Here is a 12,637-nt window from a genome sequence, read left to right on the forward strand (position 1 = left end):
CCCTTCGTACGGACAACGGGTTGTTCACGGCCCCTCGTGGGACCGGCTCGTGGGCCGCGGCTCGGGCCGCGGCGGTGGGAGGAACGGCAGACCGGTGGGCCGGTCGCCGCGTACGGACGCGAGGGCCAGCAGGCAGCCGGCCGTCCCGGTGGACAGGTCCATCGACAGGCGCATCATCTGCTCGCCGGGAAAGGCGAGGTGGCCGCGGTAGGACATGGCGTGCCAGGCCAGCGCGTCGATCTGGCGCCGGACGGCCTCGGGGCCGGTGCCCGGGCCGGGCGCCGTGGTCCGGCCGAGGTACAGCACCATGCCGGCGACGCCCCGGTACAGGCCGGGCTGGGCGTAGAACATGGCCTGCGCCGCGCGCACGATCTCGGTGCGCGCCCGCTCGAACTCCTCGTCGGGGCGGTGCGCCAGGTAGTCGTCGAGCACCATGCCGATGCCCACGCTGCCGGCTCCGAGGTACGGCATGGTGCGCCAGCCCTCGTCCACCTGGAGGGCGCCGCCCGCGCCACGGACGCAGCGCGCGAGGTCCTGGCGCAGCGCGGTGCCCGCGAGGTCCAGCAGACCGGTGTCGCCGGTGCGCTCGTACAGGCGCAGGAAGAGCAGGGCGCTGCCCGTCGCACCGTGCAGCAGACCGGCGCGGGGCCGGCGTCCGGACCCCCCGTCCGCCGGGGCGGCGGTGATCGTCCGGGCGCTCAGCTCGGCGCACCGCAGCGCGGCGGTGCGCAGGGCCGGGTCTCCGGTGGAGGCGGCCAGGGAGTCCAACATCAGGCCGATGCCGGCCGTGCCGCTGTGCAGGTCGGGGGCGAGTCCCTCGAGCGGCTGCTCGAGGAGCGTCCCGGTCAGGTCGAGGGCCCGGGCGCGGTGCCCGAGGTGGTCCAGCGTCCAGGCGGTCCCGGCGATCCCGTCGTGGAAGCCCAGCGGCATGCCGGACGGCGGCTCCTTCGTCCGCTCCAGCAGCCACTGCTCCCCGTCCTCGTCGCGTCCCGCACCGCTCTCGGCGAGGGCGTAGAGCACGCCGGCCGCTCCGTGACCGAACGTCAGGCCTCCGCCCGCGGTGGCGAACTGGGCGACGTCGCCGGGGAACAGCCGGTCGTCCCGGGACGGGGTCGCCGAGGCGCGGACGGCTGCGGCCATCGAGTCCCGGCTGCGGGGCCAGTCGCCCGGTTCGACCGGGACGAATCCGTCACCGTCCCGTCGTGCCGCAGGCGGGCGGGAGGGCGTGCCGGTGATCTCGGCGACCGCCGCGTCCAGGAAGGCCCGCGGCACCGGGAACTGGCGCGCCACCACGTCGGCGAGGTGCTCGGCCTTGCGGCGGTCCAGCGCCAGCAGGCTGGTCAGGGGCAGGAACAGGGCGAGCCGCAGGCAGGCCAGCGCGTACCGGTCCACGGCGGGACCCCGCCGGCCGGGCGGTGCCACGAACCCGGGGTGGGCGACGGTCTGCCGGCCCGGCTCGTCGACGTGATGGGCGGCCTCGAAGTCCAGCAGGGCCACCCGGCCGTCGTCGCGGATCATGATGTTGAACAGGTGCAGGTCGTTGAAGACCACGCCCCGCTCGTGCACCTGTGTGACGGCACGCTCGACCTGGGAGTGGACGTCGAGCGCCCACTCGGTGTACTCGGCGAGCCGCGTCTCGTCCGGATCGGCCTCGATGAGTGGGTGGCGCCGGGCGAAGAAGGTGTTGAGCGGCTTGCCGTCGAGGTGCTCGAGAACGAGGAAGTGGTGCTCGCCGACGGTGAAGGCGTCCCGCACCTCGGGGGTGCAGTCGAGGCCGGACAGCTGCTCTAGCGCCCGGCGTTCGCGCTCCAGCCGGGCCACCGCGTCCGCTCCGTCGGCGGCCAGACCCGCGTGCCGGCGGGCCTCCTTGAGGACCACGAGCTCACCGGTGCGCGTGTCCCGCGCCCGGTAGACGCCACCGCCGTTGGAGAAGTGGAGCGCCGACTCGACGGTGTACGGGATGTCCGCCAGGGTCACCGTCGCCCGCGCCTCGAGGTGGGGCTTCAGGAACGCCGGCACGCTCACCCAGTCGGGCACCCGGAACACCGGACCGCGCGGGTCGGGAACGAGAACCCCGTCGGGATCCGCGATCGCCGGTCTCAGCTCGCCGTCCTCGTCGTAGCAGTTGCGGCGGGTGAAGCTGCCGTAGCGCACGTGCACCGGGCCGTCGCCGAGCCTGAGGTCGCTCAGGATGTGCGGGCCGGGCTCGCCGGCCAGCAGGGCGGTCAGCTCGCCCGCGAGGCGCTCGAACCGCTCCTCGTCCTCCGGGTACACGGTGATGAACTTGCCGCTGCCCGCCCGGTCGGCGTACTTGGCGTTGCGCTGGTGCAGCAGATAGCGGCTCGGGACGAACTTGAACGCGACACCCTGCTCGAAACAGTGCCGTCGTACCCGCTCCAGGACGGACTCGGCGTTGTCCAGGCAGGCGGAGACGTGGATCTTCCAGCCCTGGGCCGGCAGTTCGGCGTCCACCGGCCGAAGGGCCAGCCAGTCGCCGCTCTCGCCACGCTGCCAGCCGGCCGGGACGGGCTCGGTGGCCGCCGCGTACCGGGTGCCGGCCGCCGCGGTGCCGGGGGCGGTGCGGTGCGGCGCGTCGTAGAAGTGCGGGTCCGCGTCGCAGTACACGGCATAGCCCTTGTTCACGCCTTCTCCCTCCGCCGGTCGGTGCCGAGGAAGACGTTTTCACGGGCCGCCGTGCCCGGCACAGTCACCGCTGTCACCTCTCGAAGGTGCGGAACGCACAGGTAACTTGGGACGCACCGGCGCCCGGCCGCCCACGGTCCGGACGCGGCGGACTAGTCCTTGCGCCCGGTCACGGCCACGGTGACACCGAGGCCGATCATGGCCAGGCCGCCCGCGCCACCGACCGCGGACAGCCGGCGCGGGGAGTTCGCGAACCAGTCGCGCGCCGTGGCGGCGAGCAGCCCCCAGGCGCTGTCGCAGGCCACCGCGATGACGTTGAACACCAGGCCGAGCAGCAGCAGCTGCGCCGCGACACCGCCCCGGCCGCGGTCGACGAACTGCGGCAGCACGGCGGCGAAGAAGACGATGGTCTTGGGGTTGGTGACGCCGACCGCGAACCCCTCCCAGAAGGTGCGCCGGCCGCCGTGCGCCTCCCCGGCTCCGGTGAACGCCGCCCGCAGCGAACGGCGTTCGCGCCAGGCCTTCACCCCGAGGTGCACGAGGTAGGCGGCGCCCGCCAGTCTGAGCACCGTGAAGAGCAGGAGCGAGCGCTCCACGGCCGACCCGACCCCGAGCGCGACGGCGATGACCAGCACGTACGCGCCGAGGGTGTTGCCCACCACCGTGGTGAGCGCGGCCCGGCGCCCCTGCGCGAGCGCCCGGCCGATCACGAACAGCACACTGGGCCCCGGCACCACGATCAGCAGCAGCGACAGGGCGGCGAAGGCGAGCAGACGGTCGGGGGACACCGTGGCGGCATGCAACCACGGGGCCGGCGCGGGCCTCCACGGCATTTCCGCCGACGGCCGGCCCGTCGACATGCCCGGACCGCTCGCCTAGGATCTTCCGCGCGGCATCGCGTGCCGGTCACCGACCGGGTGAGGCATGGAGGCGCCGCGGATGCCCGTGGAGGCATTGCCCGTGTCAGTCGAGTTCAACCACACCATCGTTCTCTCCCGCGACCGGGAGAGGTCCGCCCGTTTCCTCGCCGGAGTCCTCGGCCTCGAGGTCGGGGAGCCCGCCGGGATGTTCCTGCCCGTTCCCACCGCCAACGGCGTCACGCTGGACTTCGCCACCGTCGACATCGACATCCCGGTCCAGCACTACGCGTTCCTCGTCTCCGAGGACGAGTTCGACGAGGTCCTCGCCCGGCTCGTGGAGGGCGAGGTCCCCATCCAGGCGGACCCGCACGGGCGGCACCCGCGCCGGATCAACCGCAACGACGGCGGGCGCGGCGTCTACTTCACCGACCCGTCCGGGCACGGCATGGAGGCCTTCACCCGCCCCTACGGCAGTGACCCGGCCTCACCGCTGAACGGCGTCACGGAGGACGTCCCCGGAGCACACTGACCCGCCGCCGGCGGTTCCCCGCGCACACGCGTGCTCGCGGGGCGACGGCACACCACCCCTGCCGCACGGTCCGCCGGACCGTGCGGCACGGCCCGTCCCCGAGGCGGGCGCGGTACGGCTACCGGGCCAGCAGGTCGCGCAGGGCACCGGCGACCTCCCCGGGCGCCTCCTCCGCCATGAAGTGCCCGCAGGCCACCGTGATGTGCCGCAGCCCGGGCGCCCAGGCCCGCCACAGCGCGGTGGCGTCGTAGCCGAGGGCCGCGCCCCAGTCCTGCTGGAGCACGGTCACCGGCATCCGCAGCCGGCTGCCGCGCTCGCGATCGGCCCGGTCGTGGTCGACGTCGACGCCCGCCGAGGCCCGGTAGTCGGCCACGATGGACGGCACCGCCTCGCGCGACGCCTTCAGATAGGCGGCGCGGACATCGGCGGGCAGGGCCCCCGGGTCCCGGGTCCAGACGTCGAGGAAGTGGCCGAAGAACGCGTCCGGCGCGGCGCCGATGAGCTGTTCCGGCAGGCCGGGCGGCTGCGCCATCAGATACAGGTGGAAGCCCACGGCCGCCGTCGTCCCGTGCAGGACGTCCCACATGTCCAGGGTCGGCAGCACGTCCAGCGCGGCCAGGTGCGTCACCGAGTCCGGGTGGTCGAGCCCGGCCCGGACCCCCACCAGGGCGCCCCGGTCGTGCCCGGCCAGCGCGAACCTGTCGTGCCCGAGCGCCCGGGCCAGGGCCACGACGTCGGCGGCCATGGTCCGCTTGGCGTACGCGGTGCCGTCGCGGTCGGCCGGCTTGTCGCTGTCGCCGTAACCGCGCAGGTCGGGACAGATGACCGTGTGCTCGGCGGCGAGGTCGGCCGCGACGTGCCGCCACATCAGGTGGGTCTGCGGGAAGCCGTGCAGCAGCACGAGAGGGCTGCCGGAGCCGCCGACGGCCACGTTCAGCGCGACGCCGTCGGCGACGGGGACACGGTCGTAGGTGAAGCCGGGAATGGTCGGTGCCATGACTGATCGGTGCCTTTCGGTGCTGTTCGACACGTCCGTCGCCGGACGCCTCACAGGCTGCCGGGCGCGGATCAGCAACCGATCAGCGCGCGTACCGTGGTGATCGGACACGGGGCGGCGCGGAGCAGGGCGGACGGAACATGGAAGCGGTCACGTTCGGGGTGCTCGGGCCCGTCACGGCCGAGCGTGACGGAGCCGTGCTCGACCTGCGCGGACCCCGGCACCGGGCCCTGCTGGCCCGGCTGGTCCTGGCCCGGCGGCGCGTGGTCCCCGTCGCGCGCCTGGTCGAGGACCTGTGGGACGTACCGCCCGCCCGGGCCGTCGGCACGCTGCGCACCTTCGTCGGCGATCTGCGCCGTGCCCTGGAACCCGAACGCCCGCGCCGGGCACCGGCCCGGCTGCTGGTCACCGACGGCCCCGGCTACGCGCTGCGCGCGGCACCGGACGCGGTGGACGCCTGGCGTTTCGAGGAGGCCGTCGCCCTCGCCGGCCGGCTGCCGGCCGACCCGGCGTCCGCCCGGCTCGCCGCGGCCCTGGGGGAGTGGCGCGGGCCCGCCTACGCGGAGTTCGGCGGCGAGAGGTGGGCCCGGGGCGAACACGCCCGGCTGACCGAGCTCAGGCTGCACGCGGTCGAGCGGCGGGCGGACCTGCTCGTCGGCCTGGGCCGCGCGGGCGAGGCGGTCCCCGACCTGGAGGCGCACCTGGCCGGACACCCCCGGCGGGAGGAGGCCTGGCGGCTGCTGGCCCTGGCCCTGTACCGGACCGGCCGCCAGGCGGACGCCCTCGCGGTACTGCGCCGGGCCCGCGCCCTGCTCACGGGGGAACTGGGCATCGACCCCGGGCCCCGGCTGCGCCGGCTGGAGGCCGGCATCCTCGCCCAGGACCCGTCGCTCGACCCGCCCGCCGAACCCGCGGACGCGGCGGCCCGCCTGTGGTCCCGCACGACCGAGGCGTACGACCGCGCGGTCGCCGCCGGAGCCCGTGTCCGGCTGGAGTCGGCCGTCGGCCTGCTGCGCGATCTCGCGGTCACCGGAGGCGGTGGTCTCGAGGCGGCACGCGAGCACCGCACCGCGGCGGTCGCCGCGGCCGAGGAGACCGGCGACGTGGAACTCGCGGCCCGGGTGATCGGCGCCTACGACGTCCCCGCCGTGTGGACCCGCAGCGACGACCCGGAGGCGGCCCGGCGGATCGTCACGGCGGCCGAACACACCCTCGCCGCCCTGCCCGACGACGCCGGGACCGCCCCGGCCCGCTGCCGGCTGCTCGCCACCGTCGCCGTCGAGTCCCGGGGCGTCCGGTCCGCACGCGGACCCGAGGCCGCCGCCGAGGCCGAGCGGATCGCCCGCGGCCTGGACGACCCCGCGCTGCTGGCGTTCGCCCTCAACGGCACCTTCATGCAGTCCTGCACCACCGCCGGGCTCGCCCCGCGCCGGGACGCCGTCGGCGCCGAACTCGTCGCCCTGGCCCGCCGGTACGGCCTGCACAGCCACGAGGTGCTCGGCCGTCTGATCCGCGTCCAGGCGCGGTCCGCCCTCGGCGACTTCGCCGCCGCCGACGAGCACGCCGACGCCGTGGACCGCCTCGCCGCACGGCACGAACGGCCCCTGGTGGCGGTGTTCACCTCCTGGTACCGGGCCCTGCGCCAAGCCGCCACCGGCAGCCCGTACGGCCGTGCCGAGGCCGGCTACCGGGCCGCTGCCGCCCGGCTCGACGGCGCGGGGATGCCCGGCCTGGAGCGCGGACTGCTGCCCCTGGCACTGCTCGGACTGCGCCTGGCCCACGGACGGCCCGCCGAGGTGGATCCGCGGGCGGACTGGGGTCCGTACCGTCCGTGGGCCGCACCGTTCGCGCTGCTGGGCGAGGGCCGCGAGGCCGAGGCCCGGTCGGCACTGCGCGCCCTGACCGAGCCGCCGCCCGACCTCCTCCACGAGGCCCTGTGCTGCGCCGAGGCCGCCCTCGCCCTCGCACTCGGCGACCGGACGGCGCTGCGGCGGACGTACGGTCGGCTGCTTCCCGCGGCCGGGCAACTCGCGGGCGCGGGCAGCGGGTTGCTCACCTTCGGCCCGGTCGACGACTGGCTCGCCGCGATCCGCCGCGCGCTCGGGCCGGACGGCGGTTGTGCCGGACCGCGCCGGGTACCCGGCCGCGCATGAAGTGGCAACAGGTGCAGGACGGCCCGTCGGCGGTGTACGTGGTGGTGCTCGACCCCGGCGAGGAGGCGGTCGCCGAGCTCACCGCCTTCGCCCGCGACCGTTCCCTCAAGGCCTCCCAGGTGACCGCCGTGGGCGCCTTCTCGGAGGCGGTCGTCGGCTGGTTCGACCGCGAGTCCGGGGACTACCGGAACATCCCCGTCGGCGAGCAGTGCGAGGTGCTGTCGCTGATCGGCGACACCTGCACGCCGTGCTGGGCCTGTCCGACGGTTCGACCCGCGGCGGCCACCTGCTCTCGGGCAGGGTCTGGCCGACGCTGGAGGTCGTCGTCCGCGACAGCCCCGCCGAGCTGGCCAGGACACACCGGCCGGAGATCGGTCTGGCCCTGATCGACCTCGGCTGAGCCGGCCGCCGGAAGCCGGTTTACCGGCCCGCGAGCGGGCTACGCGGCCCGCACGAAGCACGCACAGACACCCAGGGAGGCGCGACCATGACACAGCGCGTCCGCGACGTGATGTCACCCGCCACGGTGGCCGTCGAACCGATGACCTCGGTGACGCGGGCGGCCCGGCTCATGCGCGAGGAGAACGTCGGCGACGTCCTGGTGACCTACGACTGCGACCTGTTCGGCCTGCTCACCGACCGCGACATCGTGCTCCGGAGCGTCGCCGACGGCCGCGACCCGGACGACACCACGGTCGGCTCGGTGTGCACGCCGCCGCCCGTGGTGACCCTCGCACCGGAGGACTCCACCGAGCACGCGGTCGACCTGATGCGGCGCCACGCCGTCCGGCGCCTCCCGGTCGTCGAGCACGGCGGCGTCCCCGTCGGCGTGGTCAGCCTCGGCGACCTGGCCGGCACCGAGGACCCGCACTCCGCCCTGGCGGACATCAGCAGGGCCGACCCCGGCCACTGACCGGGACGCGGCACGGGCGTCCGGGACCTCCGCCGCGCCGGGCCCCGCGGTGCCCGCCGCCGGGCGGCCGGCCCGACCATCCGAGGAGGGGACGGAGGAAGCGACATGACCCCCCTGGCACGAACCCCCGCGGCAGGCCCCCGGGGGGACCGCCGTGCCGCCGGCCGCACCGCGAGGCTGCGCAGCCGCATCCCCGAACCCGACGAGGAACCCGACCTCCTCGGTCAGTACCTGGCCCAGATCGGTGCCACCCCCCTGCTGACCGCCGAGGACGAGGTGCGGCTCGCCCGGCGCCTGCAGGCCGGCGTCCGCGCCGCCGACGAGCTGGCCGCCGCCGACGCCGGCGAACCCGCCCCGGCGCCCGGACGGCGCCGCGCGCTGGAGGAGACCGTCCGCGACGGGCAGGTGGCCAAGGACCACATGGTGCGCGCCAACCTGCGGCTCGTCGTGTCGATGGCCAAGCGGCACGCCCACCGGGGGCTGCCCCTGCTGGACGTCATCCAGGAGGGCAACCTCGGGCTGATCCGGGCCGTGGAGAAGTTCGACCACACCAAGGGCTTCAAGTTCTCGACCTACGCCACCTGGTGGATCCGCCAGGCCATCGAGCGGGGCCTCGCGACCCACGCGCGCACGGTGCGGCTGCCGGTGCACGTCGTGGAGTAGCTGCAGAAGGTCGCCAAGGTGGAGCGCGGGCTCCGCGGCGCACTCGACCGCGAGCCGACCGTCGAGGAGGTGTCCGCCGAGAGCGGCATCGACGCGGAGAGGATCGTGTGGCTGCGCCGCGTCGGACGGGACGCGGTCAGCCTGGACACACCGGTCGACGAGACGGGGGAGACCGTCGTCGGCGACCTCATCCCGGACACGGAGGTGCTGCGGGCCCCCGAGGTCGCGGAGTTCCGGGCCCTGGCGGAGGAGCTGCGGGAGGCCGTCGGCACCCTCGCCCCGCGCGAGGCCCTCGTCCTCAGCCTGCGGTACGGCCTGCACGACGGCCGGCCCCGCACCCTGCAGCAGGTCGCGCAGCACGTGGGCCTGACCCGCGAGCGCGTCCGCCAGCTGGAGAAGGCGTCCCTCGCCCACCTGCGCGCCCCCGAGAACCGGGAACGCCTGCTGGACTGGGCGGGCTGATACCCCGGGGCGTCCCGCCCCGACGCGGTACGAGGGCGTACCCCGCGGGCTTACGGCCCTCAGATCACGGCGTCCGCGCGCAGGGCCGCGATGTCGGCGGCGGAGCGGCCGAGTTCCGCGAGGATCGCATCCGTGTGCTCGCCGACCGCCGGCACGGGGTCCATGCGGGCGGGCATGCCCACCAGGTCGGCCGGCGGCAGCAGCGCCCGTACGGTGGCGCCCCCCGGCACCGGCACCCGGCGCCAGCGGTCGCGGGCGTCCAGCACCGGGTGGTCCAGGAACGCGGCGATGTCGTTGACCCCGGCGCAGGCGACGCCGATGCCCCGCAGGTCCTCCAGGACGGCTTCGCTGTCCGAGCGGGCGATCCGGGCGGCGACGACGGCGTCCAGTTCCTCCCGGTGGGCGACGCGGGCGGAGCCGGTGGCGAACCTGGGGTCGCCGGTCAGCTCCGGCCGCCCGAGGAAGCCGTCGCACAGGGCGGCCCACTCCCGCTCGTTCTGGACGGAGAACAGCACCTCCTTGCCGTCGGCGGCACGATAGGCGCCGTAGGGCGCGATCGTGGCGTGCCGGGTGCCCAGGCGCGGGGGCTGGCTGCCGCCGTACTCGGTGTAGTAGGCGGGCTGGCCCATCCACTCCGCCAGGGCCTCGAACAGGGAGACCTCCACCGGGTGGGCCCGGCCGCTGGTGGCACGGGTGTACAGGGCGGTGAGGATGCCGCTGTACGCGTACATCCCGGCGGCGATGTCGGCGACGGAGATGCCGGTGCGCGCGGTCTCCTCGGCGGTTCCGGTGAGCGAGACCAGCCCGGTCTGGCACTGGACCAGCAGGTCGTAGGCCTTGCGGTCGGACCACGGGCCGCTGGTGCCGTAGCCGGAGACGGTGCACGGGATAAGCCGCGGGCAGCGCTCCGCGAGGGACGCCGCGTCCAGGCCCAGGCGGCCGGCGGCGCCCGGCGCGAGGTTCTGCACGAAGACGTCGGCGTCGTCGAGGAGCCGGAGCAGGATCTCGCGGCCCCTCGGGTCCTTGAGGTCGAGGGTGAGCGACTCCTTGGACCGGTTCAGCCACACGAAGTAGCTGGAGTGGCCGTGCACGGTCGTGTCGTAGCGGCGGGCGAAGTCGCCGTCGCCCGGCCGTTCCACCTTGATCACCCGGGCGCCGAGGTCGGCGAGCTGCCGGGTGGCGTAGGGCGCCGCCACGGCCTGCTCGAGGCTGACCACCGTGACCCCGGCCAGGGGAAGCTGCACGCTCATGTCTCCTGCCGCCGGACCGAACCGCCCGCGGGCGGTACTCCCGGGGGGCCTTGTGCGCTGATTTCTACGGTTCCCGGCCGGAGGATGTCAACGGCGGCCGGGAACCGGCACGGACGGTCCCCGCCTGTGGCTGCGCCGGCCGGCCCGTGCCGCCTCAGCGGCCCACCGGGCCCGAGGGCGCCGGCGAGGGCCCGCCGCGGGAGACGACGCGCGTGCCGCGGTCGTCGACGACCCGGGCCTGGAGCGAACCGCAGGCGCAGCGGGTCCACACCGTGCCGCCGGCCGCCGTGGTGTGCGTGGACACCACCTGGAAGGGTTCGGCAGCGTCCGGCCAACCGCAGTGCGGGCAGCGGGCACCGGTCGTGCTGGGCATGGCGACTCCTTCGTGCGTCGGTGGTACGCGGGGGAGGGCCGGTGCGGGTGCTGGTCACCGTGGCCCCACGGACAGGGTGCGGGCAGAACTCCGTTCACGTCCAGGTTGACTTTGCGGAACCGACCGTGAAGCGTTGCCTTCATGATTGACCTGCGCAGGCTGCACGTCCTCCGGGCGGTCGCCCACTACGGCACGGTCACCGCGGCGGCCCACGCGCTGCACTTCACCCCGTCCGCCGCGTCCCAGCAGATCCGGCAGCTCGCCCGGGAGCTGGACGTCGTCCTGCTGGAGCCGCAGGGCAGGGGCGTACGGCTGACCCCGGCCGCCGAGAGCCTGCTCGCGCACGCCGACGCGATCCAGGCCCGCTGGGACGAGGCGGAACTCGACCTGCGCGCGGGAGAGGGGGCGCCGGCCGGGCCACTGCGGGTGACGGGGTTCCCGGTGGCCGTGTCGGTGCTGCTGGCGCCGCTGGCCGCGCGTCTGCGGGAGCGGCACCCGCGGCTGTCCGTCAGGATCCGGGAGGCCGGCGTGACGGAGATCTTCGACCTGCTCTTCGAGGGGGAGACCGACCTCGCGGTGGTGGAGTCGACGCCGCACAACCCGCCGTCGGCCGACGCGCGCTTCGATCAGCGGCCGCTGCTGGACGACCCGTTCGACCTGGTCGTGCCGGAGGGGCACCCGCTGGCCGGACGGAACCCGGTCGGCCTGGCGGAGGCGGCGCACGAGCCGTGGATCGCGCCCGTGCCCGAGAGTCCCTGCCGGCTGCACGTCATGTCGGCCTGCGGTGCCGCCGGGTTCACCCCCGACGTGGTGCACCACGCCCTCGACTGGAACGTCATCGCCCACCTCGTCGCGCACGGACTCGGCGTCGCGTTGATCCCCCGGCTCGCCCGGCCGGCCGCGGACCTGCCGATCGTCCGGGTGCCCTGTGCCGACCGGCCGTGCCGCAAGCTGCTCACCTGCACGCGCCGCGGCGGCCACCGGCGTCCCGCGGTCGCGGCGGCGCTGGAGGAACTGCGCGTCCTGGCGTCGGGCGCGGTGGCCTGACGGACGTCCCGGCACACGCACAGGACCGGAACTCGGCGAGTTCCGGTCCTGTGCGTGTTTCCGAGCCGGGTCAGGCGGCGGCGTCGTCCGCGTAGCCGTGCAGGCGGGCGACGACCTCGGTCAGCTGCGCGGCGACCTCGGCGTCGTCGGCCGGGTGGGTCTCCGCGAAGCGGGTGACGGAGCCCGGGATGGACAGCTTGATGTCCTCGATCACCTTGCCGCCGGCGATGCCCACGGACTTGCGGGCGTCGTCCTGCGCCCACACGCCGCCGTACTGGCCGAAGGCGGTGCCGATCACGGCGACGGGCTTGCCGTTGAACGCGCCGGCGCCGAACGGACGGGACAGCCAGTCGATGGCGTTCTTCAGCACGGCCGGCATGGTGCCGTTGTACTCGGGCGAGAAGAGCAGGAAGGCGTCGGCGGCCAGGGCGGCCTCACGCAGCTTGACCGCGGCGGCGGGGACGCTGCCCTCGACGTCGATGTCCTCGTTGTAGAACGGGACGTCGGCCAGTCCCTCGAAGAGCTCCACCTCGGCGCCATCCGGGGCGAGGCGCACGGCCGCCTCGGCGAGCTGGCGGTTGTGCGAACCGGCGCGAAGGCTGCCGACGAGGGCGAGGATGCGGACAGACATTGAGTACTCCCACTGCTGGTGCTGCTGTGAAACGGCGGTGCCGAGACACCGCCGGAGCGATCCGGACCGAGGTCCGTTTAATTTCTAACATCTTAAACGGACCGTGGTCCAGTTTC

General features: G+C 75.0%; 10 protein-coding genes and 2 pseudogenes. 6 read left to right on the forward strand and 6 right to left on the reverse strand.

Annotated elements, in window-relative coordinates:
• Positions 1-24 precede the first annotated feature (24 nt).
• Both lanKC and AC0VYN_RS13670 read right to left on the reverse strand, forming a co-directional pair.
• Positions 25-2,643, reverse strand: coding sequence for a class III lanthionine synthetase LanKC (gene lanKC / locus AC0VYN_RS13665; protein ID WP_475536209.1), 2,619 nt, complete (start codon positions 2,641-2,643; stop codon positions 25-27).
• Positions 2,644-2,795: 152 nt separating this feature from the next.
• Positions 2,796-3,476 (reverse strand): LysE family translocator, encoded by a 681-nt coding sequence (locus AC0VYN_RS13670; RefSeq protein WP_475536210.1) that lies wholly within the window; start codon positions 3,474-3,476, stop codon positions 2,796-2,798.
• Between the two features lie 127 nt (positions 3,477-3,603).
• Here AC0VYN_RS13670 and AC0VYN_RS13675 point away from each other — a divergent pair, with 127 nt between their 5' ends.
• Positions 3,604-4,032 (forward strand): VOC family protein, encoded by a 429-nt coding sequence (locus tag AC0VYN_RS13675; RefSeq protein ID WP_475536211.1) that lies wholly within the window; start codon positions 3,604-3,606, stop codon positions 4,030-4,032.
• A 118-nt stretch (positions 4,033-4,150) separates the two neighbouring features.
• Here the strand turns inward: AC0VYN_RS13675 and AC0VYN_RS13680 are convergent, their stop codons facing one another.
• Entirely contained in the window at positions 4,151-5,029 is an 879-nt protein-coding gene (locus AC0VYN_RS13680) for an alpha/beta fold hydrolase (RefSeq protein ID WP_475536212.1), read from the reverse strand.
• A 140-nt stretch (positions 5,030-5,169) separates the two neighbouring features.
• Here AC0VYN_RS13680 and AC0VYN_RS13685 point away from each other — a divergent pair, with 140 nt between their 5' ends.
• The 4 genes and pseudogenes from AC0VYN_RS13685 (at position 5,170) to AC0VYN_RS13700 (ending at position 9,220) form a co-directional block, all read left to right on the forward strand.
• On the forward strand, positions 5,170-7,182 hold the full coding sequence (locus tag AC0VYN_RS13685) for a BTAD domain-containing putative transcriptional regulator (RefSeq protein ID WP_475536213.1): 2,013 nt from the start codon (positions 5,170-5,172) through the stop codon (positions 7,180-7,182).
• Positions 7,179-7,582 (forward strand): annotated as a pseudogene (locus AC0VYN_RS13690) (PPC domain-containing DNA-binding protein). The gene AC0VYN_RS13685 and the pseudogene AC0VYN_RS13690 overlap by 4 nt, the downstream one beginning before the upstream one ends.
• A gap of 87 nt (positions 7,583-7,669) precedes the next feature.
• Positions 7,670-8,095 carry a CBS domain-containing protein gene (locus AC0VYN_RS13695; RefSeq protein WP_386920776.1) on the forward strand — a complete coding sequence of 142 codons (426 nt, stop codon included), beginning with the start codon at positions 7,670-7,672 and terminating at the stop codon, positions 8,093-8,095.
• Positions 8,096-8,200: 105 nt separating this feature from the next.
• Positions 8,201-9,220 (forward strand): annotated as a pseudogene (locus AC0VYN_RS13700) (sigma-70 family RNA polymerase sigma factor).
• Between the two features lie 59 nt (positions 9,221-9,279).
• Here AC0VYN_RS13700 and AC0VYN_RS13705 read toward each other — a convergent pair.
• Entirely contained in the window at positions 9,280-10,470 is a 1,191-nt protein-coding gene (locus tag AC0VYN_RS13705) for a CaiB/BaiF CoA transferase family protein (RefSeq protein ID WP_475536214.1), read from the reverse strand.
• 154 nt (positions 10,471-10,624) lie between these two features.
• Positions 10,625-10,843 (reverse strand): hypothetical protein, encoded by a 219-nt coding sequence (locus tag AC0VYN_RS13710; protein ID WP_475536215.1) that lies wholly within the window; start codon positions 10,841-10,843, stop codon positions 10,625-10,627.
• Between the two features lie 141 nt (positions 10,844-10,984).
• On the opposite strand from AC0VYN_RS13710, the gene AC0VYN_RS13715 reads away from it, so the two are divergent.
• On the forward strand, positions 10,985-11,890 hold the full coding sequence (locus tag AC0VYN_RS13715) for a LysR family transcriptional regulator (protein ID WP_475536216.1): 906 nt from the start codon (positions 10,985-10,987) through the stop codon (positions 11,888-11,890).
• 70 nt (positions 11,891-11,960) lie between these two features.
• Here AC0VYN_RS13715 and AC0VYN_RS13720 read toward each other — a convergent pair whose 3' ends face one another.
• A complete protein-coding gene (locus AC0VYN_RS13720; RefSeq protein WP_475536217.1) occupies positions 11,961-12,521 on the reverse strand; it encodes an NAD(P)H-dependent oxidoreductase in 561 nt (186 codons plus the stop codon).
• Positions 12,522-12,637 lie beyond the last annotated feature (116 nt).

This window comes from Streptomyces sp. 63XJN7_1_ISO-PGPR-S23-121 (assembly GCF_056173025.1).

Excerpts from the sequence above, each read along its gene's own strand:
- AC0VYN_RS13670 (WP_475536210.1), bottom strand. The coding sequence starts at position 3,476 with ATGCCGTGGAGGCCCGCGCCGGCCCCGTGGTTGCATGCCGCCACGGTG.
- AC0VYN_RS13680 (WP_475536212.1), bottom strand. The coding sequence starts at position 5,029 with ATGGCACCGACCATTCCCGGCTTCACCTACGACCGTGTCCCCGTCGCC.
- AC0VYN_RS13685 (WP_475536213.1), top strand. The coding sequence starts at position 5,170 with ATGGAAGCGGTCACGTTCGGGGTGCTCGGGCCCGTCACGGCCGAGCGT.
- AC0VYN_RS13695 (WP_386920776.1), top strand. The coding sequence starts at position 7,670 with ATGACACAGCGCGTCCGCGACGTGATGTCACCCGCCACGGTGGCCGTC.
- AC0VYN_RS13705 (WP_475536214.1), bottom strand. The coding sequence starts at position 10,470 with ATGAGCGTGCAGCTTCCCCTGGCCGGGGTCACGGTGGTCAGCCTCGAG.
- AC0VYN_RS13710 (WP_475536215.1), bottom strand. The coding sequence starts at position 10,843 with ATGCCCAGCACGACCGGTGCCCGCTGCCCGCACTGCGGTTGGCCGGAC.
- AC0VYN_RS13715 (WP_475536216.1), top strand. The coding sequence starts at position 10,985 with ATGATTGACCTGCGCAGGCTGCACGTCCTCCGGGCGGTCGCCCACTAC.
- AC0VYN_RS13720 (WP_475536217.1), bottom strand. The coding sequence starts at position 12,521 with ATGTCTGTCCGCATCCTCGCCCTCGTCGGCAGCCTTCGCGCCGGTTCG.